This is a genomic window from Kribbella sp. NPDC026611, from assembly GCF_040638345.1.
GTDB lineage: Bacteria > Actinomycetota > Actinomycetes > Propionibacteriales > Kribbellaceae > Kribbella.
Map to the genome: position 1 here is coordinate 135378 of NZ_JBEZYC010000003.1, position 26126 is coordinate 161503.

28 protein-coding genes and 1 pseudogene are annotated in these 26126 nt (G+C 68.8%); 20 read left to right on the top strand and 9 right to left on the bottom strand.

All coding sequences use genetic code 11. The features are described 5' to 3' along the window. Positions 1–15 precede the first annotated feature (15 nt). Positions 16–1281 (top strand): FAD-binding oxidoreductase, encoded by a 1266-nt coding sequence (locus AB0E69_RS12470; RefSeq protein WP_360143285.1) that lies wholly within the window; start codon positions 16–18, stop codon positions 1279–1281. Positions 1282–1329: 48 nt separating this feature from the next. Here the strand turns inward: AB0E69_RS12470 and AB0E69_RS12475 are convergent, their stop codons facing one another. Both AB0E69_RS12475 and AB0E69_RS12480 read right to left on the bottom strand, forming a co-directional pair. Next, entirely contained in the window at positions 1330–2238 is a 909-nt protein-coding gene (locus AB0E69_RS12475) for an SH3 domain-containing protein (protein WP_360145898.1), read from the bottom strand. 244 nt (positions 2239–2482) lie between these two features. Further along, positions 2483–2683, bottom strand: coding sequence for a hypothetical protein (locus AB0E69_RS12480; protein WP_360143287.1), 201 nt, complete (start codon positions 2681–2683; stop codon positions 2483–2485). 8 nt (positions 2684–2691) lie between these two features. Here AB0E69_RS12480 and AB0E69_RS12485 point away from each other — a divergent pair. The 3 genes and pseudogenes from AB0E69_RS12485 to AB0E69_RS12495 form a co-directional block, all read left to right on the top strand. Next, a pseudogene (locus tag AB0E69_RS12485) lies at positions 2692–3039 on the top strand (ester cyclase); the annotation flags it as partial. Between the two features lie 306 nt (positions 3040–3345). Beyond that, complete coding sequence (locus AB0E69_RS12490; protein ID WP_360145901.1) at positions 3346–3729, top strand: enoyl-CoA hydratase/isomerase family protein; 384 nt, start codon at positions 3346–3348, stop codon at positions 3727–3729. Beyond that, entirely contained in the window at positions 3696–3902 is a 207-nt protein-coding gene (locus tag AB0E69_RS12495; protein ID WP_360143289.1) for a hypothetical protein, read from the top strand. The genes AB0E69_RS12490 and AB0E69_RS12495 overlap by 34 nt, the downstream gene beginning before the upstream one ends. Here the strand turns inward: AB0E69_RS12495 and AB0E69_RS12500 are convergent, their stop codons facing one another. The 3 genes from AB0E69_RS12500 to AB0E69_RS12510 all read right to left on the bottom strand — a co-directional run bounded on the left by AB0E69_RS12500 (position 3903) and on the right by AB0E69_RS12510 (position 5935). Next, positions 3903–4265 (bottom strand): YciI family protein, encoded by a 363-nt coding sequence (locus AB0E69_RS12500; protein ID WP_360143291.1) that lies wholly within the window; start codon positions 4263–4265, stop codon positions 3903–3905. A 73-nt stretch (positions 4266–4338) separates the two neighbouring features. After that, positions 4339–4494 carry a DUF6131 family protein gene (locus tag AB0E69_RS12505; RefSeq protein ID WP_360143293.1) on the bottom strand — a complete coding sequence of 52 codons (156 nt, stop codon included), beginning with the start codon at positions 4492–4494 and terminating at the stop codon, positions 4339–4341. A gap of 10 nt (positions 4495–4504) precedes the next feature. Then, a complete protein-coding gene (locus AB0E69_RS12510) occupies positions 4505–5935 on the bottom strand; it encodes an MFS transporter (RefSeq protein ID WP_360143295.1) in 1431 nt (476 codons plus the stop codon). Between the two features lie 161 nt (positions 5936–6096). Between AB0E69_RS12510 and AB0E69_RS12515 the strand changes: the two genes are divergently transcribed. The 3 genes from AB0E69_RS12515 to AB0E69_RS12525 are packed head-to-tail and all read left to right on the top strand — an operon-like array spanning position 6097 to position 8406. Then, positions 6097–6465, top strand: a complete 369-nt coding sequence (locus AB0E69_RS12515) for a YciI family protein (RefSeq protein WP_360143297.1) — start codon at positions 6097–6099, stop codon at positions 6463–6465. Further along, complete coding sequence (locus AB0E69_RS12520; RefSeq protein ID WP_360143299.1) at positions 6462–7700, top strand: RNA polymerase sigma factor; 1239 nt, start codon at positions 6462–6464, stop codon at positions 7698–7700. Before AB0E69_RS12515 ends, AB0E69_RS12520 begins: the two co-directional genes overlap by 4 nt. A gap of 37 nt (positions 7701–7737) precedes the next feature. Next, positions 7738–8406, top strand: coding sequence for a hypothetical protein (locus AB0E69_RS12525; RefSeq protein WP_360143301.1), 669 nt, complete (start codon positions 7738–7740; stop codon positions 8404–8406). On the opposite strand, the gene AB0E69_RS12530 is transcribed toward AB0E69_RS12525, so the two are convergent. Both AB0E69_RS12530 and AB0E69_RS12535 read right to left on the bottom strand, forming a co-directional pair. Further along, entirely contained in the window at positions 8403–8960 is a 558-nt protein-coding gene (locus tag AB0E69_RS12530; protein WP_360143303.1) for a DUF4240 domain-containing protein, read from the bottom strand. The two genes, AB0E69_RS12525 and AB0E69_RS12530, sit on opposite strands and share 4 nt — an antisense overlap. A 39-nt stretch (positions 8961–8999) precedes the next feature. After that, a complete protein-coding gene (locus tag AB0E69_RS12535) occupies positions 9000–9806 on the bottom strand; it encodes an alpha/beta hydrolase (RefSeq protein WP_360143305.1) in 807 nt (268 codons plus the stop codon). A gap of 97 nt (positions 9807–9903) precedes the next feature. On the opposite strand from AB0E69_RS12535, the gene AB0E69_RS12540 reads away from it, so the two are divergent. After that, a complete protein-coding gene (locus tag AB0E69_RS12540) occupies positions 9904–10593 on the top strand; it encodes a TetR/AcrR family transcriptional regulator (protein WP_360143307.1) in 690 nt (229 codons plus the stop codon). On the opposite strand, the gene AB0E69_RS12545 is transcribed toward AB0E69_RS12540, so the two are convergent. Beyond that, positions 10573–11643 (bottom strand): LacI family DNA-binding transcriptional regulator, encoded by a 1071-nt coding sequence (locus AB0E69_RS12545; RefSeq protein WP_360143309.1) that lies wholly within the window; start codon positions 11641–11643, stop codon positions 10573–10575. The genes AB0E69_RS12540 and AB0E69_RS12545 overlap by 21 nt on opposite strands. A 206-nt stretch (positions 11644–11849) precedes the next feature. On the opposite strand from AB0E69_RS12545, the gene AB0E69_RS12550 reads away from it, so the two are divergent. The 11 genes from AB0E69_RS12550 to AB0E69_RS12600 all read left to right on the top strand — a co-directional run bounded on the left by AB0E69_RS12550 (position 11850) and on the right by AB0E69_RS12600 (position 23673). Continuing rightward, positions 11850–13355, top strand: a complete 1506-nt coding sequence (locus tag AB0E69_RS12550) for a sugar ABC transporter ATP-binding protein (protein ID WP_360143311.1) — start codon at positions 11850–11852, stop codon at positions 13353–13355. Then, positions 13352–14371: an ABC transporter permease gene (locus AB0E69_RS12555; protein WP_360143313.1), complete on the top strand. Its 1020-nt coding sequence runs from the start codon at positions 13352–13354 to the stop codon at positions 14369–14371. Before AB0E69_RS12550 ends, AB0E69_RS12555 begins: the two co-directional genes overlap by 4 nt. Beyond that, positions 14358–15323 carry an ABC transporter permease gene (locus tag AB0E69_RS12560; protein ID WP_360143315.1) on the top strand — a complete coding sequence of 322 codons (966 nt, stop codon included), beginning with the start codon at positions 14358–14360 and terminating at the stop codon, positions 15321–15323. Before AB0E69_RS12555 ends, AB0E69_RS12560 begins: the two co-directional genes overlap by 14 nt. Before the next feature lie 22 nt (positions 15324–15345). After that, a complete protein-coding gene (gene rhaS / locus AB0E69_RS12565) occupies positions 15346–16413 on the top strand; it encodes a rhamnose ABC transporter substrate-binding protein (protein ID WP_360143317.1) in 1068 nt (355 codons plus the stop codon). A gap of 9 nt (positions 16414–16422) precedes the next feature. Beyond that, positions 16423–16755 (top strand): L-rhamnose mutarotase, encoded by a 333-nt coding sequence (locus AB0E69_RS12570; RefSeq protein ID WP_360143319.1) that lies wholly within the window; start codon positions 16423–16425, stop codon positions 16753–16755. Positions 16756–16768: 13 nt separating this feature from the next. Further along, positions 16769–17932 carry an L-rhamnose isomerase gene (gene rhaI / locus AB0E69_RS12575; protein WP_360143321.1) on the top strand — a complete coding sequence of 388 codons (1164 nt, stop codon included), beginning with the start codon at positions 16769–16771 and terminating at the stop codon, positions 17930–17932. Between the two features lie 6 nt (positions 17933–17938). Continuing rightward, a complete protein-coding gene (locus AB0E69_RS12580) occupies positions 17939–19966 on the top strand; it encodes a bifunctional aldolase/short-chain dehydrogenase (RefSeq protein WP_360143323.1) in 2028 nt (675 codons plus the stop codon). Positions 19967–19974: 8 nt separating this feature from the next. Then, positions 19975–21435 (top strand): L-fucose/L-arabinose isomerase family protein, encoded by a 1461-nt coding sequence (locus AB0E69_RS12585; protein WP_360143325.1) that lies wholly within the window; start codon positions 19975–19977, stop codon positions 21433–21435. Further along, a complete protein-coding gene (locus tag AB0E69_RS12590; RefSeq protein WP_360143327.1) occupies positions 21432–22847 on the top strand; it encodes a rhamnulokinase family protein in 1416 nt (471 codons plus the stop codon). The genes AB0E69_RS12585 and AB0E69_RS12590 overlap by 4 nt, the downstream gene beginning before the upstream one ends. A gap of 5 nt (positions 22848–22852) precedes the next feature. Beyond that, positions 22853–23095 (top strand): LuxR C-terminal-related transcriptional regulator, encoded by a 243-nt coding sequence (locus AB0E69_RS12595; protein WP_360143329.1) that lies wholly within the window; start codon positions 22853–22855, stop codon positions 23093–23095. A gap of 62 nt (positions 23096–23157) precedes the next feature. Next, entirely contained in the window at positions 23158–23673 is a 516-nt protein-coding gene (locus AB0E69_RS12600) for a hypothetical protein (RefSeq protein WP_360143331.1), read from the top strand. A gap of 50 nt (positions 23674–23723) precedes the next feature. Here the strand turns inward: AB0E69_RS12600 and ilvA are convergent, their stop codons facing one another. Further along, the gene (ilvA, locus tag AB0E69_RS12605; RefSeq protein ID WP_360143333.1) at positions 23724–25007 is read right to left on the bottom strand and encodes a threonine ammonia-lyase IlvA; all 1284 of its coding nucleotides are present in this window, start codon (positions 25005–25007) and stop codon (positions 23724–23726) included. 233 nt (positions 25008–25240) lie between these two features. On the opposite strand from ilvA, the gene AB0E69_RS12610 reads away from it, so the two are divergent. Then, positions 25241–26107, top strand: coding sequence for a hypothetical protein (locus AB0E69_RS12610; protein ID WP_360143335.1), 867 nt, complete (start codon positions 25241–25243; stop codon positions 26105–26107). The last annotated feature ends 19 nt before the right edge of the window (positions 26108–26126 follow it).

Consider the following 26126-nt stretch of genomic DNA (forward strand, 5'->3'; position numbering starts at 1 on the left):
GCGAGGGAGTTGGAAATGTCTACTCAGGTTGTCGGGCCGGAGACGGGGCTGGTTGCGGGGTTGCTGGGGGCGGGGTTCAACGGGACCGTGCGTCTTCCCGGCGAGGTTGAGTACGACGAGCAGCGTCGGTCGGTCATTCCGACCGTGGACTCGCGGCCGGCTCTCATCGCGGAGGCGTACAGCCGGACCGACGTGCAGGCCGCAGTACGCGCCGCCAAGGAGTACGGCGTACCTGTGGCTGTGCAGGCGACCGGTCACGGGACACGGGTGCCGGCGGACGGCGGTGTGCTCATCAAGACGACCCAGATGGCCAGCGTGCTGGTTGACCCGGAGCGACGGGTCGCCAAGGTCGGACCGGGCGCGCGGTGGGGTGCTGTGCTGGACGCGGCCCGCCAGTTCGGGCTGGCGCCGCTGTCGGGGTCGCACCGCGACGTCGGCGTCACCGGCTACACGCTGGGCGGCGGTGTCGGCTGGCTGGCGCGCAAGTACGGCTTCGCCGCCGACAGCGTGATCCGCGCCGAGGTAGTCACCGCCGACGGCCGCTGCGTCACCGCAAGCGCCGAGCACCACCCGGACCTGTTCTGGGCGATCCGCGGCGGCACAGGCAACTTCGGCATCGTCACGTCGCTCGAGTTCCGCCTCTACCCGGTCCGCCAGGTCCACGCCGGCATCGTGTACTACGGCATCGACCGAGCCGCCGCCATCCTCCGCCGGTACCGCGACTGGACCGCCACGATCCCGAACGAGCTGAGCACCGCGGTCGTCCTCACCAAGGTCCCCGGCACCGAGCAGCGCGCCGTCGCGATCAAGGTCATGTACGCCGGCCCGCAGGACGTCGCCGAGCACCTGCTCAAGCCGCTCTTCGAAACCGCCGGCCAACGGCTCGCCGGTGAGCTCAGGACGATCGAGTACGCCGACGCCGCGATGGGCGGTACGCCGGCCCGTCACCTGGACTTCCTCGACACGCTGACCGACGAGGTCATCGACATCGTGACCGAGCTCGAGGACGCCACCGTCGAGCTCCGGCACTGGGCCGGCGCGATGGCGAACCCGGGCGCCGGCGCCGGACCGGTCGGCCACCGCGAGGCGACGTACTCGCTGATCATCGACCGCGAGGTCGCCGGCCTGCCGAGCTCGGGCCGTACGTTCGTCAACTTCCTCGGCGACCCCAGCCGCGCCGAGACCGCCTACGCACCGCAGGATCTGCAGAAGCTTCGTCAGGTCAAGCGCGCCTACGACCCGGCGAACTTCTTCCACCTCAACGCCAACCTCCGGCCATGACAAAGCGGTCCGGCCCCCACCGAGGGACCGGACCGCTTTGAGGAGGTCTCAGATCGTGCCGGAGTTCCCGTAGACGGAGACGTGGACGTGGTCCATGTGGTTCGCGGTGGCGCCACCGCGGTCCTCCATCGCGCGCCAGCCTTCGCTGCTGCGCTGCACGGTCCAGATGTGCTGCTCCCAGATCAGCTGGCTGACACCGAGCTTCTTGTAGTTCGCCTTCAGCCAGTCGGCGATCTGCTGGCCCTCCGACGAGCTGTTGATCATGATGTCCACCGCGCGGCCGGTCGAGTGCTCCGAGCCGCTGTCGCCGGACCGCAGCCCGCCGTACGTCGAGATGTCCGGGAACATCGCGCAGATCGCCCGGTGCACCCGGATGGCGTCCGGGGTCAAACCCTGCTCCATGGCGGAGCCGGACTTGCACGCTGCCTGCGAGATCGAGCCGACGGCGTTCGCGACCGGCTTGGTGGCGGACAGGTACTGCGCCTTGACCCAGCGGGACTTGCCGTCGCTGACGACCTCGGCCCAGAGACCGTTGACCTCGCCGGTGACCGAGACCTTGGTGCCCTTCGGCAGCACGTCCAGCAGGACGCCGGTCAACGGCAGCGACCACAGGTTCACGTCGGTGGTGGTGTATTTCGTGCCGGTGATCTTCGGCGGCTTGATGCCGGCGGCGGCGTCCGCGGCAGCCCGGGTCTTCACCGAGCTGGGCTTCGGGATCGGGGCCTGCTTCTTCAGGTGCTTCGCCGTCGGGGTCGACTTCGGCTTGGGAGCCGCGGACGGCGTCGAGGTGGTGCTGATCGGCGGACGCAGGGCGTCCCGGCTGATCGTGGTGTCGCGCGCCAGCTGCAGGGACGAGCTGGCGATCGACGTGTCGAACTTGACGTGCTGGCTGGGAAGCGCGGCCGCCGAACCGGTGGCAACCAAGGCCACTGCCGCTCCGGGGATCGCGACCTTCACCAAGCCGGGGGCGATCACCTTCGGGCGCGATTGACGGTGCCGCGCCTGTCTATGCCGTCCTGCAGTCACTTTCCAGACCCAATCTGCCGAGACCAAAACGTTATCGACCGGAGGAGTCAAGCACACATCACCGCGCCGGTTCGAATCGGCCCCGGTTCTTAACGCTTTACGAACATCCACCCCCGTGATCTGCCCGCTATCCGGATGTGATCGCGCCGTGATCAGATCCGGTCAAGCGTTTGGCTCACACAAGGCCGTGATCAGAGTGTTCATCGGCGTGCCGGCCGTCCCGGATCAGGATCTGCACGCGCGCGGAGCGTTCCTGCCGCCCGACCAGGCCGTCGACGTACAGCCGGAGCTTCCGCCGTACGTCGGGCTCCTCCTGGATGGCGAGCGCCTCAGGCCGTTGCGCGATCGGGACCGGGGCGTCGTCACCGGCCCACACGAAGTCGAAGACCGCTCTGGCTGCGGGCCGCGTTCGAGGACCTGGCGTACGAGATTCACCATGTGATTGCCGACGGCAACTTCGTGGCGGTGAGCTCGACGATGAGCGGACGGTACGTGGCGCCGTTCGTGACGTACGCCGGGTCCGGCGAGCTGGACGTGGTGTTCCCGCCGACCGGGAAGACGTTCGCTGCCACGCAGTCGCACTGGTTCCGGCTGAAGGACGGGAAGATCCTCGAGCTTTGGGCGAACCGCGACGACCTCGGGCAGGCCAGGCAGCTCGGCTGGGTGCCGCCGACGCCGGCGTACCTGTTCCGGATGGCCCGCGCCAAGTCCCGGGCCAAGCGGGCGGCCTGAACCCGCCACGCTCTATATCCACATAGGCCCTGGATCACTGCGAGGGGTGTGATCCAGGGCGCGGCGGACTCGGTGCCGATGCTGGTTGACTGCCGCCTGTGGACGAGCTGGGGTTCAAGGTCGAGCGCGGGGCGGTGGCCCGGCTGGTGATCGACCGCGTCGCGAAGCGGAACGCGCTGACCCGTGCGATGTGGGAGGCCCTGCCCGGCCTGCTCGCCGAACTCGCGGCCGCCGACGAGGTGAGGGTGCTGCTCGTCACCCGGCGCCGGGCCGAGCTTCTCGGCCGGCGCGGACATCCGCGAGCTGATCTCGGGCGCCGACCCGGCCGACCCGATGGCCGAGCTGCGGGCGTTCAACCTGCGGGCGCAGGCGGCGTTGCGGGAGTTCGCGAAGCCGACGATCGCGGTGGTTCGCGGGCACTGCATCGGCGGCGGGCTGGAGCTCGCGGTGAACTGCGACTTCCGGTTCGCGGCGCCGGACGCCAGCTTCGGGGTGACGCCGGCGCGGATCGGCGTGGTCTATCCGCCGGCCGCGATCAAGGTGCTGCTCGATCTGGTCGGGCCGGCGACGACGAAGTACCTGCTCTTCAGCGGTGAGCTGCTGAGTGCGGAGGTGGCCGAGCGGAGAGGCCTGGTGGATCGGCTCACCGATGACCCTTGCGGGCGGCAGAGGAGTTCGCCGCGACGCTGATCTCGCGGTCCCAGCTGACGATCCGCTCGGCCAAGGAGTCGGTCAACGCGTTGCTGGCCGGCGCGGACGCAGAGGCGACGGCGGTACGCCGGTACCGCGAAACGATCGCGTCCGGCGAGCTGGCCGAGGGAATCGACGCGTTCACCCAGAAACGTCCACCGAACTTCGGCTGATTACTGCATCTCGGCCGGCATCTCGGTGGAGATCAAGGTCTCGCGGAGCTCGACCCGGTCGTCGACGGCAACCGACACCAGCCCGGCGACGGCCTGTGCGCGATCGTCGTCGGCGACGTCGATCAGGAAGAAGCCGGCCAGCTGTTCCTTGGCCTCGCCGAACGGGCCGTCCGTGACCACCTGCGAACCCTCGCGGAGCTGCACGATCCGGCCGTGCTCGGGTGGCAGCAGGCCCTCCGAGCTGACCAGCTCGCCGGACTCCGCGAGCTCGCGCTCGAGCTGCATCAGGCGCTCGAGCGCCTGCTGGTCGTCGTCGGTCCAGACCCGGTCGACGCTGCGGAAGATCATCACGACGTACTTCATGGCCTCACCGTAACCGGGCCCACGGACAGAACCCCGCCGGAGCGGGGTTCTGTCCGTACGTTCCTGCGGCCGATCAGTACCAATGTCGTCGGCCACCGACCGCCCGGCCGGTCGAACCGAGAATCCACAACACTGCTCCGACCAGGAGCAGGATGATGCCGATGGTCCACAGGATCGAAATACCGAGCACGAACCCGAGGATCAACAGGATCAATCCGAGGACAATCATGCAGCCTCCTTCACTGCGGCCGCCTGGCGGAGGTGGCGGCGTCAGCACTCAGGTGCCCACTGTTTTCGTCCCGAACCTCCAACGGTCGTTTGACCAGCGCGGACCCGGCCAGGCCGACCGCCAGGAAGATCCACACCGTGGCGAAGGCGATCCGGTCGCCGTGGACCAGAGCGTCCGGCGTACTGCCCGACGTGGTGCCGGCCGCGACCGCGGAGACCACGGCCACGCCGACGGCACCGCCGATCTGGAAGCTGGCGTTCTGGAGGCCCGAGGCGACGCCGGAGTCGGGGCCGGCAACGTCGCTCAGCGACGCGATGGATCCGGCGACCGATCCGGCGCCCAGCCCGAGTCCGAAGATCGTCAGGCCCCAGAAGGCGAGCTCGAAGTACCCGGAGTCCACGGTGAGCCGAGTCATCAGGGTCGTACCGACCGCAGCTGTCGCCAGCGCGACTACGGCTACGCGGCGCGGTCCTACTCGGGTCACCAGGTTCTGGCCGAACATGGAGCCCACTACCGCGGTCGCCGCGAGTACGGCGGACATGAGGCCGTAGCGGACCGCCGACGTACCAAGGGCGAGCTGGGCGTACTGCGTGTAGACGAAATTGAGGCCGAACGCCGACAAGCCCCACGCGATCGTGATGAGGTTCCCGCCGACCAGCGTGCGCGAGTGGAAGATGCGCAACGGCACGAGCGGAGCGGCCGACCGCTTCTCCACCGCGACGAACAGTCCGAACAGAGCGGCCGACAACAGCACCAGGAGCACAGTGCGCAGTACTGGCGCCGTCGGTGCCTCGATCACGGCGTACACGAGGGCGATGAGGGCTGCGGTGACAGTGGCCGCGCCGGCGACGTCGAAGCTGCGGCGGGCCGGTCCACGGCTGTCCAGGAGGAGCATCGGGGCCAGTACGACGACCAGCAGGCAGACCGGGACGTTGATGAAGAAGATCCACTGCCAGCCGAGGCCGTCGGTGACCGGGCCACCGATGAGCGAGCCCGCCGTACCTCCCACGCCGCTGGTGGCTCCCCAGATGCCCAGCGCCTTGTTGCGGTCCGCACCGGACGGGAAGGTGGTCATGATGATCGACAACGCACTCGGTGCGAGTACGGCGGCCGCTGCGCCCTGCAGACCGCGGGCGAGGACCAGCGCGTCACCACTCCACGCGAACCCGCAGAGCAGCGAGGCCCCGGCGAACAGCAGCAGTCCGGTGATGAACACCCGCCTGCGACCGAGCAGGTCGGAGATGCGGCCACCGAGCAGGAGGAGGCCGCCGAACATCAGCGCGTACCCGCTCGGCACCCACTGCACGCCGCCGGCCGAGAAGGTCAGCTCACGCTCGATGGAGGGGACGGCGACCAGCACGATCGACGCGTCCAGAATGATCATGAACCCGGCCACGCAGAGCAGGGCCAGTGCGAACCAGCGCTTCGATTGCAGAACCATCAGGAGTCTCCAGTACGGCGGGGACGCCCCGGCTGAGCGCCTCTCGCAGGGGACGTCGGGGCCGGTACGGGACGTCTCGACATCTTTGTCGAGATTCCGGTCAGTAGATTCGACGTACCTGGTGACAGGGGGTCGCGGCGGCCTCCGCGAGGGACAGGATGGTGCCTGTGAAGTACATGCTGCTGATCTACAGCAACCCGGAGAGCTGGGAGAGCCTGTCCGCCGAGCAGCGCGAGGGTCTGACCCGCGCGCATGAGTCACTGGCGAACGACCTGAGTGAACAGGGCCTGCTGGTCAGTGCAGCCGGTCTGGCGGACCCGATCACCACGAGGACCGTGCGGGTGCAGGACGACACCGCTACGACCACCGACGGGCCGTACGCTGAGGCGAAAGAGCACCTGGCCGGCTTCTACCTGGTCGAGTGCGACAACATCGACCAAGCGATCGGCTACGCGGCACGGCTGCCGGACGCGGAGTACGTGGCAGTGGAGGTGCGTCCTGTGATGGACATGTCTGGGCTGGAGATGTGACAGACACCGGGTTCGAGTTGCTGCTGCGGGAGCAGGCGCCGCAGGTCCTCAGCGCGCTGGTGCGGCACTACGGTCACTTCGACCTGGCCGAGGAAGCGGTGCAGGAGGCGTTGCTCGCGGCTGCTCAGCAGTGGCCGGACGAAGGGGTACCGACCAACCCACGCGGCTGGCTGATCCGGGTCGGTTCGCGGCGGCTGACCGACCTGTTGCGGAGCGAGTCGGCTCGGCGACGGCGCGAGGAGAACGCCGCACAGCTGTCGGCACCGGAGGAGTTCGTTGCCGCTGGCCCGGAGATCGACGATCCAGGTGGGCGGGACGACACGCTCACCCTGCTGTTCCTGTGCTGCCACCCGGCGCTGTCGCCGGCCTCGCAGATCGCGCTGACGCTGCGGGCGGTCGGCGGTCTCACCACTGCCCAGATCGCCGCCGCGTTTTTGGTGCCAGAGGCAACGATGGCGCAGCGGATCAGCCGGGCGAAGCGCAGTATCAAGCAGGCCGGCAGCTCCTTCGAGATGCCGCCGGAGGCGGAGCGGGACGAGCGACTGGGCGCCGTACTGCACGTGCTGTACCTGATCTTCAACGAGGGGTACACGGCGTCGTCCGGTGCGTCGCTGCACAGTGCGGAGCTCACCACGGAGGCGATCCGGCTGGTGCGGGGTGTGCGCAAGCTGCTACCGGACGATGGCGAGGTGGCTGGGCTGCTGGCGCTCATGCTGCTCACCGACGCGCGCCGACCGGCCCGGACCGGTCCAGAGGGGTCGCTGGTGCCACTGGCCGAGCAGGACCGGTCGAAGTGGGACAGGCGGTTGATCGTCGAGGGTGAGGCACTGGTGACGGAGGCGCTGCGCCAGACGCAGCTGGGGCCGTACCAGGTGCAGGCGGCGATTGCCGCCGTACATGACACGGCTGAGCGGGCCGAGGACACGGACTGGCGACAGATCGTCGCGCTGTACGACGTACTCGAGCAGTTGGTCGACAACCCGATGGTGAAGCTCAACCACGCAGTGGCGGTGGCTATGGCCGTCGGGCCGAAGGAGGGGCTCGCAGTACTCGAGCCGCTGGAGTCGGACGATCGCCTGACCGATCACCACCGGCTGGAGGCGGTGCGGGCGCACCTGCTGGAGATGTCGGGGGACCTGGCCGCTGCGCGGGACAGCTACCTGCTGGCAGCTCGTCGTACGACGAGTGTGCCGGAGCGGAACTACTTGCAGTCGAAGGCAGACCGGCTGGGGTGAAGTCGCGCCGCTCGGGTGGATGTGTCAAGTTGGAAGGGTGGACCTCACCAGGGCGTCGCTCCTCCGCGAGATGCTGATCGGGACCGAGCTGGGCACGCGTACTACTGCCTTCGCGCACTCGCTCCGCCGGTTCACCACGCGACGCAGCGGGCTGATGCTGTTCGGGCCTGTGGACGACGAGCCGTGGCACCTGACCGCCCACCTGGACGACGAGCTGCACCGGGCCGGCATCGAGGACATCCGGCCCTCGCTGGTCCGCTGGACGCCGCCGCCGGACGCCCCGCCGCACCTGGCGATCGGCCTGGATCGACTGCGCGACTCAGGTCGTGGCGAGTCGCTCCTGGTCGTCGCAGAGCAGGACCCGGCGGACACGTTGCTGGAGCGGATCAGCGACGTACGGCGACGAGGTACGACGATCTTCAGCATCGGCAACGGCGACCGGGAGCTGACGTCGCTCAGCCATGAGGTCCTGGTGCCGGAGCTGCTCGTGCCGGACGGGTTCGGGTGGACCAGCCGGCAGATAGAGCTCGAGTACGACGAGCCGCAGAGCGCACTGATCGAGGCGGAGCCTGCCGAGGCCACGGAGAGCTTCGAAATGGCCCAGCACCTGGTCAGCCTGGCCGCTGCCGACGCGGAGGTCGGTCAGGCGAGTTGGCGCCGCCGCCTGCGTAACGCCATCGAACGCCTGAGCGGAGAGCCTGCCTAGCTCAGGCTGTCCAGGTACAGCGCGCACAACCTGGGCAGGTAAGTCTCCAGATCGTCCTCGTCGTCGAAGTCGATCTCCTCACCGAGCGGCACGTCCGGCGTGTCCGGCGCCTCGGCGTCGACAGCCTTCCAGTACGCCGCCTCGTCGCCGGTCACGTTCTTGTACGCGTGACTGCCGACATGCAGCATCCCCTCGCCGTCGAAGCCCTCGAACCCGTCCGGCTGGTCCTCGTCGACCACATCGGCCAGCGAGTCCGGCACCGCCAGCGCGGCCTCCCACACCTCACGCCCCTGCGCGACCAGCCACCCCCGGAACGAGTCGAACCCGTCCTCCGAGGCACCGGACTTGATCAGGTACGCCGCCGCCCACAGGTCCCACCGGTACGACTCGACCAGCAACCGCGCGAGCTCCACTCCGAACCCCGCGATCTCCTCGGCCTCCATCCCACCGAGCACCTTCGTCAACGCGTCGGCAACCCCGTCCGCATCGGCCACCGTGTCATCCACCTGGCCCCGCGCACCCTCGACCAACCCCCAGAATCCATCCCTGTCCACCCCCAAACCATCTCATCCACCCCGGGTCCAACGGGAGGGTCAAATCGACAGCTTGGTGGCGAAATCGTGGAGGACGGGGGCGAGGATTGTGGGTTCGGCGGAGTGGTTTTCGCCTGGGACTACCTGGAGGGGGGTCTTCAGGTGGGTGGCCATGGCTTGGGCGCCGGCGGAGAGGGCGGGCCAGGTCTGGTCGCCGTGGAGGACGAGGACGGGGACGTCGACCGCGGACCAGCGGTCGGTGGGGAGGGGGGTGCCGGACATGGTGGTGGACATGATGCGGCCGTCGTACGAGATGGTGTGGGCGATCTCCTCGACTGGGGCCCAGAAGGGGGACTGCTTCATGCCGGCGACCGCTTCCGGTGGGAGGCCTGCGGCGGCGGTCATGAAGAGTTCGGCTGCTTGGTCGCGGTGGCCGGCGGCGATGAACGACTCCAGCTGCTGGACGTAGTCGGCGGGGAGGGGCGGGCGGATGTCGTCGACGACCACCGGCGGCTCGAACATGACGACGCCGGCGATCGGTAGACCGGCCGCAGCGGCGTCCAGGGCGAGGAGGCTGCCCGAGGACCAGCCGAAGACAACCGCCGGCCGGCCGGCGTCCTCGATCAGGGCGGCGATGTCCTCGATCTCGCGGTCCACGGCGTACGGCGCGGTGTCGCCGCTCTGGCCCCGGCCGCGGCGGTCGTACACGTACGTCTTGAACTCGTCGCTCAGCAGCTTCGCCAGCTCGGCGTTCGCCGGGTTCACGGCCCGGTGGGCGGTCGCGCCGTCGACCAGGATCAGCGGCCGGCCCTCCCCGTAGGACTCGAAGGCGATCGACGTGCCGTCGGCCGATGTCACGGTGCTCATGGTCTTCTCCTCGCGTTGTTGGGAACTAGACCGTACAGTACTCAGAAGAGAACTGGACTGTCTAGTATGATTTTTCGTGAACCCGAAGGAGGACCCCGTGGACCGAGCGCGCGCAGGTGTCTGGCAGCCGAGTCAGGCCGTGGAGATCGAGGGCGAGGGCCGCACGCCGCGCAAACGCCGCGCGATCCTGGCCGCCGCGACCCAGGCGTTCCTCCAGCACGGGTACCTCGGGGCGAGCATGGACGAGGTCGCCGCGCAGGCCGGCGTCTCCAAGCAGACCGTCTACAAGCAGTTCGAGAACAAGGAACGCCTGTTCGCGGAGATCGTCCTCGGCACCAGCGACCAGCTCATGGACGGCCTCCTGCAGGCGTACGTCGACACGCTCGCCGGAGCGACCGATGCCCGCGAGGCGCTCGAGGCGCTTGCGCACCGGCTGCTCGAGAGCCTGACCGCGGACAGCGTCCTTCAGCTCCGCCGGCTCGTGATCGCCGAAGCCGACCGCTTCCCCGACGTGTGCGGCGCGTGGTTCACCACCGGCTTCGAGAAATCTCTCGAGGCCCTCGGGCTTGCGCTGACCAAGCTGACCGAACGCGGCCTGCTCAAGGAGTTCGAGGACCCGACGCTCGTCGCGTACCAGTTCGCCGGCCTGGTCATGTACAAGCCGATGAACCGCGCCATGTTCGCGGGCACCCAGCAGCGCCCGGAGCCCGGCGAGCTCGACCAGCTGGCCGCCCGCGCGGCCGACGTGTTCCTCGCGGCCTACGGGCTAGATCGCCCCGCGAGTTGACGTGCGGACCACCAGCTCGGGGGTGAACGTCACTCGCTGGTGCTCGTGGTCAGGGTTCGACGACTCGTCCAGCAGCAGCTCGGCGGCTGTGCGTCCGAGCAGTTGCCGCGGCTGACGAACCGACGTCAGCGGTACGGCGGCCGCGGCGGCGAACTCGATGTCGTCGTACCCGACGATCGCGACGTCCTCCGGCACGCGCAGGCCCATGCTCACGCACTGCTGCAGCAAACCCAGCGCCAGCAGGTCGTTCGCGCAGAACACCGCACTCGGCCGCCGGTCCACCGGCAATCCCGCAAGTCGTTGCCCTGCGCCCCTACCTTCGGCGACGGTCAACGCGCCGGTGGTCAGCTCGATCAGCGCCTTCGCCGAGCGTTCGTTCTTCTCCAACGCGCTCCGGGCCCCGTCGCGCCGGTCGACGACCTGGCCGATCGTGTTCGGTCCACCGACGAACGCGATCAGCTCGTGCCCGAGCTCGAGGAGGTGCGTGATGGCCAGCTCCCCGCCGAGTACGTCGTTCACCGCGACCGAGCAGTGCTCCGCGTCGTCGAGTGCGCGGTCGACCACGACCACCGGCGTACCCCGGGACGGGAGCTTGCGCAGGCGGGACGAGTTCTGGTCGACCGGTGTGATCAGGATGCCTTGAACGCGCTGCTGCTCGAGCAGGTCGAGGTAGTCGGCCTCCCGGTCGACGTCCTCGTTGCTGTTGCAGAGGAAGACCGACAGTCCGGCCGCTTGGGCCGCCTCCTCGACGCCCTTCGCGACGTCGGTGAAGAACGGGTTGCCCGCGTCGAGCATCAGGTACGCGAGGATCCGGCTCGACCCGGCCCGCAGTTGCCGGGCAGACTCGTTCCGGACGAAGCCCAGCGAGGCCATCGCCGCCTCGACCTTCGCACGAGTCAGCGGACTGACCATCTCGGGCCGGTTCAGTACGTTCGACACGGTGCCCAGCGACACCCCGGCGGCGGCCGCCACCGCCTTCACGCCGGCCGTGTGACCCTTGTCCGCCCGCCGGCGCCGGGTCTGCTCGGGCAACGCATCGTCCACCGACACCCGAACCTCCCACTGCTCGGCCAGTTTGAAACGTCTTAGCGCTCGAAGCGTACCTGCAGCGCGGCGGTTTGCCGCACCAGACGTCCGGGATCGGCCGTCGATCCCGGTCGCAACCCTTGACGGCTCCGGCAGGCCGCGCTTACCGTCATGACGACCACTTTTGAAACCTTTCATCAACTCCGCGCGCCCCGAGGGGGAGGTGACCCATGGCCGACGGTCCGCCCACCCTGCGGGTGCGTGAGGTGTCGAAGTCCTTCGGCGCGGTCGCCGCCGTCCGGGACGTCTCCTTCGACCTGTACGCCGGCGAGGCGCACGCCCTGGTCGGCGAGAACGGCGCCGGAAAGTCAACGATCGTGAACGTGCTGGCCGGCGTGCACCGCCCGGACGCCGGCACCGTCGAGCTGGCCGGTACGCCGCTCGACCTGAGCAGCCCGGCCGCCGCGAAGGCCGCCGGGATCGCGGTCATCTACCAGGAGCCGACGCTCTTCCCGGACCTGTCGGTGGCGGAGAACATCGCGATGGGCCGCCAACCACTGGGTCGTTTCAAAACCGTCGACCGGGCCGCCATGGTCCGCCAGGCCGGGCAGCTCTTCACCCGCCTCGGCGTGTCGATCGACCCGAACCGCCCGGCCCGCGGGCTCTCCATCGCCGACCAGCAACTCGTCGAGATCGCCAAGGCTCTCTCGGCCGACGCCCGCGTCGTCGTGATGGACGAGCCGACCGCCGCACTGACCGGCGTCGAGGTCGAGCGCCTGTTCACCGTCGCCCGGTCGCTCCGCGACGACGGCGCCGCCCTGCTGTTCATCTCGCACCGGTTCGAGGAGATCACCGCGCTCTGCCAGCGGGTGACGATCATGCGCGACGGCCGGCACGTCGCTACCGAGCTGCTCAGCGAGATCACGGTCGACGAGATGGTCCGCAAGATGGTCGGCCGCGACCTCGGCGCCCTGTTCCCCAAGCAGGACGTGACGCCCGGAGACATCAAGCTCAGCGTCCGCAACCTGACCCGCGACCCGGTGTACGCCGACGTGTCGTTCGACGTCCGCGCCGGCGAGATCGTCGCACTCGCCGGCCTGGTCGGCTCCGGCCGCTCCGAGGTCGTGCAGTCGATCTTCGGCGTTGACCCGCGTGACGCCGGTACGGTCGAGGTCGGCGGCCGACCGCTGAAGCCTGGCTCGCCGAAGCAGGCGATGGCCGCCGGCATCGCGCTCGTCCCCGAGGACCGCCGCCAGCAGGGCCTGGTGATGGAGCTGTCGATCGAGCGCAACGTCACGCTGCCCCGGTCGCGCTCGCTGTCGCAGCTCGGCTTCCTGACCGGCAGCCGGGAGCGCCGCTCGGCGAAGGAGTGGGCCGATCGGCTGAAGACGAAGTACGGAAGGCTGTCGGACGAGGTCGGGACGCTGTCCGGCGGTAACCAGCAGAAGGTCGTGCTGGCCAAGTGGCTGGCGACCAAGCCGCAGGTGCTGATCGTCGACGAGCCGACGCGCGGCATCGATGTCGGCACCAAGGCCGAGGTCCACCGGTTGATGTCGTCGCTCGCCGCCGACGGCGTCGCCGTACTGATGGTGTCGTCCGAGCTCCCCGAAGTACTGGGGATGGCCGACCGCGTGCTGGTGATGCGCGAGGGGCGTCTGGTCGCGGAGCTCACCCGGGCCGAGGCGACCGAAGAGGCAGTGATGTTCGCCGCGACCGGCCAGGAGGCGAGCGTATGACCGCCGTCGGCCTGCCCGCCCCGCGCCGGTCGTCGCTGGACGTCGTCCTCAAGGTCCGCGAGCTCGGCATCGTCCTCGCGCTGGCGCTCCTGGTCGCGGTGACCGCGATCTCCAACCCACGGTTCCTGTCCGGGCAGAGCATCCGGGACATCCTGCTCAACACCGCGATCCTGGCCGTGCTCGCGGTCGGTCAAGCGGTGGTCGTCATCACCCGCAACATCGACCTCTCCGTCGGCTCGGTCCTCGGCCTCAGTGCCTTCACTGTCGGCACGCTGCTCCAGCACAACAGCCTGCCCGTTCTGCTCGCCCTGCTGGTCGGAGCGGCCGTCGGCGTCGTGTGCGGTGGGCTCAATGGAGTGCTCGTCCGCTATGGCAACGTGCCAGCGCTGGTCGTCACGCTCGGGACCCTCTACGTCGTCCGCGGCGTGACGTACTTCTGGGCCGGCGGCAGTCAGATCAACGCGGACGAGCTGCCCGCGAGCTTTCTCAACTTCGGCAACGCGAGGCTCCTCGGCATCCCGTACCTCGTCCTGCTGGCCTTGCTCATCCTCGTCGTCACGGGTGTGGTCCTGCGCAGCTACCGGATGGGCCGAGAGCTGTACGCGATGGGCTCGAGTCCGCACGCCGCGCGCCTGGCCGGTATCCCGGTCGGTCGACGGACCGTCGGCGCGTTCGTCGTGAGCGGCGGTCTCGCAGGGCTCGCGGGAGTGTTGTTCGCGGCACGCTTCGGGACCGTCGACGCCGCGGCCGGCACCGGCTACGAGCTCAACGTCGTCGCGGCCGTGGTCGTCGGCGGTGTCGCGGTGTTCGGCGGGAGCGGATCGGTCTGGGGCGCGGCACTCGGCGCGCTGCTGCTGACCACGATCGGCAGCGCGCTCGCCGTACTCGAGATCAACCAGTTCTGGCAGCAGGCGATCGTCGGCGGGCTGATCCTGCTCGCGATCGGGTCCGACCGCCTGGTCGCCGCGCGGGTCACCGCGAGCCTGAAGAAGCGAGGCTCGCATGTCCGTCGCTGAAGCCACGCCAGCTGCCCGGCTGCTGAACTGGAACGTTGCAATCATCGCGATCACCCTGATCTGGCTGGTGATCGCGGCCGCGACCGTCGACAGCTTCGGTACCTCGCAGAACTTCGGCTTCCTGGTCCTCGACGTGCTGCCGATCGCGATCATCGCGCTGCCGATGACGCTGGTGATCGTGACCGGCGAGATCGACCTCTCGGTCGCGAGCACGCTCGGCCTGTCCAGCGCCGTGATGGGCTCGCTGTGGAACGCGAACCAGCCGATTGAAACGATCATCCCGCTCTGCCTGCTGCTCGGCGCCGTCCTAGGCGCCGTCAACGGCTTCTTCGTCACCGTGCTCGGTCTGCCCTCGCTCGCGGTCACGATCGGCACGCTCGCGCTGTACCGCGGACTCGCCTTCGTGGTCCTCGGCGACAGCGCGGTCGCCGACTTCCCGTCGTCGTACACCGACTGGGTCACCGGCACGATCGGGGGTACGTCGATCCCGAACGTGCTGATCGTGATCGTCGTCCTCGCCGTCGTCTTCGGGGTGGTTCTGCACGCGACGCCGGTCGGGCGCGCGGTGTTCGCGGTCGGCGCGAGCGAACAGGCCGCGCGCTTCGCCGGCGTCCGCCCGGGCCGGCTGAAGTTCTGGCTGTACGTCGCCGGCGGGCTGATCTCGGGCCTCGCCGGCGTGCTGTGGACGCTGCGCTACTCGAGCGCCCGGGCGGACAACGGTGCCGGACTCGAGTTGGCCGTGGTGGCCGCCGTCCTGCTCGGTGGTGTCTCGATCTTCGGCGGCAAGGGCGCGCTGCCCGGCGTGATCGCCGGTGTCGTCCTGCTCGGCTCGCTGCAGAACGCACTGCGCCTGTCCGATGTGTCCAACGAGGCACTCAACGTGGTGACCGGCGCCCTGCTGATCGCCTCGGTCCTCGGTCCCAACCTCGTCAACCGGCTTCGCCGTACCTGAGCCGTACTTGAAAGGACGCAGCATGTCTCGACGCAAGCACCTGGCGGTCCTGGCAGTCGTCGCTCTCGCGCTGACTGCCTGCGGCGGTACGACGAAGTCCAGCACCGCGGGGCAGACCTCGGCGGCTCCGGCGAGCACGGCCGGTAAGGCCGACCCGAATGCGCCGCTGAAGGAAGGGCTGAAGATCGCCTACCTGCCCAAGCAGCTGAACAACCCGTACACCGACGTCGAGGTCGGCGGCGGCAAGGACGCGGTCGCCGAGCTGAAGGGTGAGTACAAACTCGTCGGGCCGAACGACGCCAGCGCGTCCTCGCAGGTCAGCTACATCAACACGTTGATCCAGCAGCAGCAGAACGTGATCGTGGTCGCGGCCAACGACCCGAACGCGGTCTGCCCGTCGCTGAACCAGGCCCGCAAGGCCGGTATCAAGGTCGTCAGCTTCGACTCCGACGCCTCCAAGTCCTGCCGGGACGCGTTCATCAACCAGGCCACCACGCAGGGGATCGGCGAGAGCCTGGTGAAGATGGCGAGCGAGCTGGCCGGCGGCGCGGGCGAGATCGCGATCCTCTCCGCGACGCCGAACGCGACGAACCAGAACTCCTGGATCCAGGTGATGAAGACCGAGCTGGCCAAGCCCGCGAACGCCAAACTCAAGCTGGTGAAGATTGCCTACGGCAACGATGACGACCAGAAGTCGTTCCAGGAGGCGCAGGGTCTGCTGCAGTCGTACCCGAACCTGAAGGTGATCGTGTCGCCGACCACGGTCGGGATCGCCGCCGCCTCCCGGTACGTGAGCGCGTCGAGCTACAAGGGCAAGGTGCAGATCACCGGGCTCGGCCTGCCGAACCAGATGCGGCAGTACGTGAAGGACGGCACGGTGAAGAAGTTCGCGCTCTGGAAGCCGGCCGATATCGGCTACCTGGCGGCGTACACCGGTGCCGCGCTGAGCTCGGGGCAGATCACCGGCGCGCAGGGGGAGAAGTTCAAGGCCGGGAAGCTCGGCGAGTACACGATCGGCGCCGACGGCGAGATCGTGCTCGGCCCGCCGACCGAGTTCACCGCCGCCAACATCGACCAGTTCAACTTCTGAGGGCCTGTCTTGAAACGTTACTGCTTCTGCCTCCAGGTCCGGCCCGACCGGCTCGATGCGTACGTCGAGCGGCACCGGAACGTCTGGCCGGAGATGCAGGCCGCGCTCCGGGACTCCGGCTGGCATAACTACTCGCTCTTCCTCCGCGCCGACGGCCTGCTCATCGGGTACGTCGAGGCCGAGGACCTGGACGCCGCGCAGAAGGCGATGGCGGCCACCGAGGTCAACACCCGCTGGCAGGCGGAGATGGCCGAATACTTCACCGGGACCGGCGGCAGGCCGCCGGATGAATCGTTCCAGCTCCTGCCCGAGATCTTCCACCTGACTGCATCAGATTCTTGAAGGGGACCGAACGATGACGACCGAAGCCGCGAAGGCCGCCCTCAGCCGCCAGGAGATCGAGCTGCCCTCGTGGGCGTTCGGGAACTCCGGCACCCGGTTCAAGGTGTTCACTCAGCCCGGTGTGCCGCGCACGCCTGAGGAGAAGATCGCCGACGCGGCCGTCGTGCACAGGTTCACCGGGGTCGCGCCGAGCGTTGCGCTGCACATCCCGTGGGACAAAGTGGAGGACTACGCGGCACTGTCGGCGTACGCGAAGGAGCAGGGCGTCCGGCTCGGGGCGATCAACAGCAATGTGTTCCAGGACGACGACTACAAGCTCGGCAGCGTGACCAACCCGGACCCGCGGGTCCGGCGGAAGGCCACCGACCACCTGCTCGAGTGTGTCGACATCATGGACGCGACCGGTTCCCGGGACCTGAAGCTATGGTTCTCCGACGGCACCAACTACCCGGGCCAGGACGACATCCAGGACCGGCAGGGCCGGCTGGCCGAGGCCCTGAAGGAGGTGTACGACCGGCTCGGCGACGACCAGCGGATGCTGCTCGAGTACAAGCTGTTCGAGCCGGCCTTCTACACCACCGACGTGCCGGACTGGGGTACGTCGTACGCGCACTGTCTCGAGCTGGGGCCGAAGGCAACGGTCTGCATCGACACCGGGCATCACGCGCCGGGGACGAACATCGAGTTCATCGTCGCGTTCCTGCTCCGGGCCGGGAAGCTAGGGGCGTTCGACTTCAACAGCCGGTTCTACGCCGACGACGACCTGATGGTCGGGGCGGCGGACCCGTTCCAGCTGTTCCGGATCATGAACGAGATCGTCCGCGGCGACGCGCTCGACCCGGACCGCGGGATCGCGTTCATGCTCGACCAGTGCCACAACATCGAGGAGAAGATCCCGGCGATCATCCGCTCGGTGATGAACGTCCAGGAGGCGACCGCGAAGGCGTTGCTCGTCGACCGGGACGCGCTCCGGGCGGCGCAGACCTCGGGTGACGTGCTGAGCGCGAACGCGGCGCTGATGGACGCGTACAACACCGACGTACGGCCGCTGCTCGCGGAGCTGCGCGAGTCGCAGGGCCTCGACCCGGACCCGGTCGCGGCGTACAAGCGCAGTGGGTACTTCGACCAGATCGTCAAGGACCGCGTGGGCGGTCAGCAAGCCGGATGGGGAGCCTGAACACCGATGACCGTTTCCGACCTCGTTGCCCGGAGCAATCGCCTGGGCGCGGACCCGCGGAACACGAACTACGCCGGCGGAAACACCTCGGCGAAGGGAACCGAGACCGACCCGGTCACCCAGCAGCCGGTCGACCTGCTCTGGGTGAAAGGCTCCGGCGGTGACCTCGGCACGCTGACGCCGTCGGGTCTCGCGGTACTGCGTCTTGACCGGCTGAAGTCGCTGGTGAACGTGTACCCGGGCGTGGACCGCGAGGACGAGATGGTGGCCGCGTTCGACTACTGCCTGCACGGCAAGGGTAGTGCGGCGCCGTCGATCGACACTGCGATGCACGGGCTGGTCGACGCTCCGCACGTCGACCACCTGCACCCGGACTCGGGGATCGCGCTGGCCACCGCTGCCGACGGGGAGAAGCTGACCGCGGAGTGTTTCGGCGACCGGGTGGTGTGGGTGCCGTGGCGGCGGCCTGGATTCCAGCTGGGGTTGGACATTGCGGCGGTGAAACGTAACAACCCACAGGCGATCGGGTGCATCCTCGGCGGGCACGGCATCACCGCGTGGGGCGCCACGTCGGAGGAGTGCGAGGCGAACTCGCTGGAGATCATTCGCACGGCGGAACGTTTCATCGCCGACCGAGGTGTTGCGGAACCCTTCGGCCCGACGGTGGCCGGCTTCGAGGCGCTCCCACTGGAGGAACGCCGGGCCCGGGCGGCGGCCCTGGCGCCTTTCATCCGTGGGCTGGCATCAACGGACAAACCACAGGTTGGGCATTTCAACGATTCAGACGTCGTGCTGGAGTTCTTGTCGCGTTCGAAGCTGCATTCGCTGGCCGCACTCGGGACCTCGTGCCCAGATCATTTCCTGCGTACGAAGGTGCGGCCGCTCGTCCTCGACCTGCCTCCATCCGCCACGGTGGACGAAGCAGTTGCCCGACTAAAGGAGCTGCACACCCAGTACCGCTCCGACTACGAGGCCTATTACCAGCGGTACGCCGAGCCTGACAGTCCGGCGATGCGTGGAGCGGATCCGGCCGTGGTGCTTGTGCCGGGCGTCGGGATGTTCAGTTTCGGGAAGGACAAGCAGACCGCGCGCGTGGCCGGCGAGTTCTACGTGAACGCGATCAACGTGATGCGGGGCGCCGAGGCGGTGTCGACGTACGCGCCGATCGACGAGCGGGAGAAGTTCCGGATCGAGTACTGGGCGCTCGAAGAGGCCAAGCTGCAGCGGATGCCGAAGCCGAAGCCGCTGGCGACGCGGGTCGCGTTCGTCACCGGCGGCGGTTCGGGCATCGGCAAGGCGATCGCGCAGCGGCTGGCGGCCGAGGGTGCCTGCGTGGTGATCGCGGACCTCGACCAGGCCGCGGCCGAAGCGGTCGCCAAGGAGATCGGCTCGACCGACGTCGCGGTCGCGGTCGCCGCAGATGTGTCCTCGGCGGAGGCGGTCGAGAAGGCGCTGCAGAACGCCGTACTGGCCTTCGGCGGCGTCGACCTGATCGTCAACAACGCCGGCCTCTCCATCTCCAAGTCGTTGCTGGAGACAACGGAACGCGACTGGGACCTGCAGCACGACGTGATGGCCAAGGGCTCGTTCCTGATCTCGCGGGCGGCCGCGAAGGTGCTGATCGACCAGGGCCTCGGCGGCGACATCATCTACATCTCCAGCAAGAACTCGGTCTTCGCCGGCCCGAACAACGTCGCGTACGGCGCCGCGAAGGCGGACCAGGCGCACCAGGTCCGGCTGCTCGCGGCCGAGCTCGGCGAGTTCGGCGTGCGGGTCAACGGGGTGAACCCGGACGGCGTCGTGCGCGGGTCCGGGATCTTTGCCGGCGGGTGGGGTGCGCAGCGCGCGGCGGTGTACGGCGTACCCGAGTCGGAGCTGGGCGCGTTCTACGCGCAGCGGACGCTGCTGAAGCGGGAGGTGCTGCCGGAGAACGTGGCGGCTGCCGTCTTCGCGCTCGCCGCCGGAGATCTGACCCACACCACCGGTCTGCATGTCCCCGTCGATGCCGGCGTCGCCGCCGCGTTCCTGCGTTAGGAGCTGCCATGTGGAGTGCTGATCCGGGTCGTTCGGTCGATGGGCACGGCGGTCTGCCCTGGGCCGAGCCGCGGAAGACTCGGATCGGCCTGGTCGCGGGCGGTCTGGGTGCCTACTGGCCGCAGTTCCCGGATCTGCTCCCGCAGTTGCAGGCGTCGGCGCGGCGCGTGTCCGAGCGGTTCGCCGACCTCGATTGCGAGGTGATCGACGTTGGGTTCATCTCGGACGCGCAGGAGGGTGCCGCGGCCGCGGAGAAGCTCCGGCTGGGTGATTGCGACCTGATCGTTGGGTTCCTGACGACGTACATGACTGCGTCGATGTTGGTACCGATCGCGCAGCGGAGTGGCGCGCCGGTGCTGCTGCTCAACCTGCAGCCGACCGAGGCGATGGATCACGCGACGTTCGACACCGGCGCGTGGCTCGCGTACTGCGGGGCGTGCCCGCTGCCGGAGATGGCGAACGCGTTCGAGCGGTGCGGGATCGACTTCCGGTCGGTGTCGGGGTACCTCGAGGACGAGCGGGCCTGGGAGCGGATCGGGCGCTGGATCCGGGCGGCCGGCGTCCGCGCGGCGCTCCGGCACGGGCGGCACGGTCTGCTCGGGCACCTGTATCCGGGGATGATGGACGTGATCACCGACCCGACGCTGGTCTCGGCGCAGCTCGGTGGACACGTCGAGATCCTCGAGATCGACGACCTGCGGGTGCGGGTCGAGCAGGTCACCTCCGACGAGACCGCGGCGCGGATGAAGCTCGCGCGGGAGATCTTCACGCTCGACGACTCGGTGGACGAGGACGACTTCCGCTGGGGCGCCCAGGTGTCGGTGGCGCTCGATCGGCTGGTCGAGGACTTCGGACTGACCTCGCTGGCGTACTACCACCGCGGCCTCGACGGAGAGGCGCACGAGCGGGTCGCGGCCGGGATGATCCTCGGCGCTTCGTTGCTGACGGCAAGGGGTGTGCCGGCGGCCGGGGAGTACGAGCTGCGGACGTCGCTGGCGATGCTCGTGATGGACAGGCTCGGGGCCGGCGGGTCGTTCACCGAGCTGCAGGCGCTGAACTTCCGGGACAACGTGGTCGAGATGGGCCACGACGGTCCAGCGCACCTGGGGATCTCCGCGGAGAAGCCGTTGCTGCGTGGGTTGGGGGTCTACCACGGGAAGCGCGGGTGGGGCGTGTCCGTGGAGTTCGACGTACGGCGTGGGCCGGTGACGCTGTGCGGGTTGGGGCAGCGGCGCGATGGAACGTTTCACCTGATCGCTTCCGAGGGCACCGTCGTACCGGGTCCCTTGCTGCAGATCGGAAACACGACGTCGCGCGTGGACTTCGGGTGTGACCCCGGCGAGTGGACGGACGCCTGGTCGGCTTCGGGCGTCGCGCACCACTGGGCGTTGGGGACCGGGCATCGGGCGGCCGACCTGGCGGCGGTTGCCGATCTGCTCCAGCTCGACCTGACGGTTGTGTCGTTGTGAAGCGGATCGCGGCGGTAGACCTGGGGGCGTCGAGCGGTCGCGTCATGCGCGCGGACGTCGGCCCGCACACGCTGGAGTTGGCCGAGATCCATCGGTTCTGGAACGGCCCCGTCCGCACCCATGGCCGGCTGCACTGGGACATCCTCCACCTGTACCGCTCGATGCTGGAGGGTCTCCACCAGGCAGGCCCGGTAGACAGCATTGGTATCGATTCCTGGGCTGTCGACTACGGGCTGCTCGACAAGTCGGGTCGTCTGCTGAGCAACCCCGTTCACTACCGCGACTCCCGGACCGACGGCGTGATGGCCCGGGTCCTGGAGCGAATACCGGCCGACGAGTTGTACGCGATCACCGGGCTGCAGCAGTTGCCGTTCAACACGCTGTACCAGCTGGCCGGCGAAGAGGTCGCCGGTGAAACGTTTCTGATGATCCCCGACCTGCTCGCGTACTGGCTGACGGGGGAGATCGGGGTGGAGCGGACCAACGCATCCACTACTCAGCTGTACGACGTGTTGGCCCGGGACTGGAGTGGCGAGGTTGTCGCGCGGGCGCGGCTCCCCAGGCGGGTCCTGCCGCGGCTGTTCGAGCCCGGGGACGTGCTTGGGCACGTGCTCGCGGTCGAGACTGGGCTGAGCGCCGGTACGCCGGTCGTCGCAGTCGGGTCGCATGACACGGCCTCGGCTGTGGTCGCGGTGCCGGCGGAAGGTGACCGATTCGCGTACATCTCTTCAGGAACGTGGTCGTTGGTCGGCCTCGAGCTCGAAGCGCCTGTGCTCACCGAGGAGGCGCGAGTTGCCAACTTCACCAACGAAGGCGGGGTCGACGGCCGGATCCGCTTCCTCCGCAACGTGATGGGCCTGTGGATCCTGCAGGAATGCCTACGGGTCTGGGGCGACGATCTTGAAACGTTATTGCAGGACGCCGCCGGTGCGCCGCCGTTCGCCGTACTGATCGACCCCGACGCCCCAGAATTCCTTGCTCCAGGCAACATGCCGCGAAGCATCGACGAACAGTGCCGGGCCACCGGCCAGGAGCCGCCGCGCTCCCGGGCCGCCGCGGTGCGCTGCATCCTGGAGAGCCTCGCGCTCGCGTACCGCCGTACCCTCAACGCCGCGCAGGCCATCGCCGACCGCGAGGTCGACGTACTGCACGTCATCGGCGGCGGATCGCAGAACGAACTGCTCTGCCAGTTGACCGCCGACGCGTGCGGCGTACCGGTGCTCGCCGGACCGGTCGAGGCGTCCGCGCTCGGCAACGTACTCGTCCAGGCTCGCGCCCTCGGCGAGCCGCTCCCGGACCTGGCCGCGATGCGCGCGCTGGTCCGGGCCACTCATTCGCTGCGGCGGTACGAGCCGCAGGGCAAACCGGCCGACTGGGACGCCGCCGAGTCCCGGGTGTTCGGAACAAGGTGATCCGTATGACCGTCCTCCCCCAGGAACTCCGACCGCTGACCCGTCGCGTGCCACCGCGCGAGGTCAGCCACGACGACCTCCAGCTCCTTCGCCTGCTCGCCACCGGCCTCCCGGTCGACTCGGTGGCGCGCCGCCTGGACCTGTCCGAGCGGACCGTCCGTCGCCGGACGCGCTTGATCTGCGACCGTCTCGGCTTCAGCACCGCGATCGAGGCGATCGTCTGGGCCGCGCGGCGCGGTCTGGTCTGACGCGTTAGGCGCCCATCGGTCCGGGTACCGGTGGTTCTGGACATCGAGCCAAGGGAGGCGTGATGGACGGAATGACCATTGTGTGGATCGTCGTGGGTATTGCGGTGCTGGTCATCGTGGTCGCCCTGATCGCCGGAGCGTCGTCGCGGACGTCGAAGCGCCGGGCCGAGAAGGAGCGGCAGGAGGCATACGAGCATCAGCATCAGGCGATGACGTCCGAGGCACACGCCGAGAAGCAGCAGGCTGCGGCCGATGAGGTCGAGGCGCGGGCGCGTAAGGCGCAGGCGATCGCGGACGAGAAGGCAGCTGAGGCACGCCGGCTGGCCGCCGGGGCCGGCGAGCGCCGCCAGGCCGCGGCCGACGCACAGGTCGAGGCCGAGGAACACCGCAGCCAGGCCCAGAACCTGTGGCCGGACGGCGACATCAACGCAGCCGGAGCCACCGGAACCACCGAATACACCGACGACACCGACGACACCGCCGGTGAGCGAGCCCGGGATCAGCAGCCGGTGAACCAGAACTGGGACGACGGTACGCACCCGAACGATCCGCGCGGGTCCAAGCACTCACCACACTGACCGACAGACGTACTGCTCCCGCCGGACGAGTCGGCGGGAGCAGTACTTGTTCAGATCAGGTAGCGGAACTCGGGCGAGTTCGGGTTGATCCGCTCGATGTCGAGCGGCGCCGCCGCCATCCGCGCCAGCAACCCGTCGAGGTCGTTGCGGTTGCCGATCTCGATGCCGACCAGCGCGACACCGGTCTCCCGGTTGTTGCGCTTCACGTACTCGAAGAGCGCGATGTCGTCGTCCGGCCCGAGCGCCTCGTCCAGGAATGTCCGGAGCGCGCCGGGCTCCTGCGGGAACGTCACCAGGAAGTAGTGCTTCAGCCCTTCGTACACCAGCGACCGCTCAAGGATCTCGCCGTACCGGCTGACGTCGTTGTTCCCGCCCGAGAGCAGGCAGACGACGGTCTCACCCGGCCGTACGTCGAGACCGTTGCCGAGGGCACTTGTCGACAAAGCGCCCGCGGGCTCCGCGATCAGTCCGTCGGTCTGGTACAGCTCGAGCATCTCCGAGCACACCAGTCCTTCCGGTACGGACATCAGCTCCACGCCGGCCTGCTGGACGAGCGGAAGCGTGACCTCACCAACCCGCCGTACCGCGGCGCCGTCGACGAAGCTGTCCAGGTGCGGCAACGTCACCGGATACCCGGCCTCGAACGCCGCCGCCATACTCGCCGCACCACCCGGCTCGACACCGACGATGCGTACGCCGGGGTGCCGCTCGGCGATCCAGGTCGCGACCCCAGCAACGAGCCCGCCACCACCGACGGGTACGACGAGCACGTCCGGCGCGTGACCGAGCTGGTCGACGAGCTCGACCGCCACCGTCCCTTGGCCCGCAACGGTTCTCGGGTCGTCGAAGGCCGGCACCATCGTTGCCCCGGTCGCCGTGCCCTCGGCGAGGGCGGCCGCCGCGGCGTCGTCGTACGTGTCGCCGGTGACGATCACCTGGATCTGCTTGCCGCCGAGCGCCGCGATCCGGTCCCGCTTCTGGCGCGGCGTCGTCCGCGGTACGTAAACCTTGCCCTGGACACCGAGTATGTGGCACGAGTACGCCAGGCCTTGGCCATGATTGCCGGCGCTCGCGCAGACCACACCGGCCGACTTCGCCGCGTCGTCGAGCTGGGCGATCAGGTTGTAGGCGCCGCGAAGCTTGTAGGAACGGCCGATCTGCAGGTCCTCGCGTTTCAGCCAGACCTGCGCTCCGGTGCGCTCGGACAGGCGGAGGTTGCGTTGCAACGGCGTCCGGACCGCGACGCCGTCCAAGCGCTCGACGGAGGCCTCGACGGCGGCCGCGTCGACCGCTGCCGGAGTGGTGGGTCGAGCGACTGAACTACTGCCCTGCATGACGTTCCTTCCCGTGCATCTGCACGATCTTCGCCGATTCGCTCGCTGCACAAGACGATCCACGTCCACAGTCCGGACCGCGGGATTCCTTTTGCGTTTCAGACTCTTGCACGATGCGTGAAACGGGCCTTCACTGGGCAGTCTAGTTTTCATACGCTCACTCGGTGTAACGGCCAGGCCCCTGGAACAGATGAGCCGAGTAAAGCCGGTCAGTGAGGACTGGAGGGCTACAGATGGAACTGATTCCGTTCAGTCTGTGGGGAGACGCCCTGTGGTGCGGTCAGGAGGTCGTGCGGGAGGCTCCGCACGAGCAGGCGATACGCAGCCTGTTTCCCGACCCCATCCCAGCGCGCGGCGCAGATCTGGACACCACCGCGGACCTTGTCCCGGAACCGCACATCCGTTTCGACCCCCGATCGATCGCCGTCCGGGTGCAGGGGAAGGTGGTCGGTTACCTGCCGAGGGACGACGCGCACCGGTACCACCCGGTCCTGTCCGCTCTGGTGGCCCAAGGCCTGCAGCCGCAGGTCCCCTGCCACCTGTGGGTCAGCGAGTGGGAGCCGGCCGACTGGGAAGGCAAGGGCGCCCAGGGCACCGAGTTCCACGCCAGCGTCGCGGTCGCGCTCGGGCAGCCGCACATGCTCGTCCCGGTGAACCTGCCGCCACCGGGCAGCTACCAGTTGCTGCCGCCCGGCAGCGGCATCGTCGTACCAGGCAGTGAGGTGCATCCCGACGTACTGGCGCCCTTCTTCCGTGCGGAGGGGGAGTGCTGGGCGTACGCGACCATGCATGCGGTCGAGGAGGAGGACAGCTTCCAGGACCGGAACCAGATCGTGGTCGAGGTCCGGCTGGACGACGAACCGGTCGGCCGGCTGAGCCCGCGGCTGAGCGCCGAGTTCCTGCCCGCGATCCACTACCTGACCGACATGCGCGCCGAGACCGCCGCTCGCGTCGCCGTCCGCGGCGACCGCACCGCATCGGAGGTGATCCTGTACGCGGCGCGAAGTCACGACCTCCCGGCAACCTGGCCGGACGGCCTGACCCGCTCCCCAGTCGCGTCCCCCCAATGGCACTACTGGGCCACCAAAGAGGCCAACTAGGCGGCTGCGCAGTACTGAC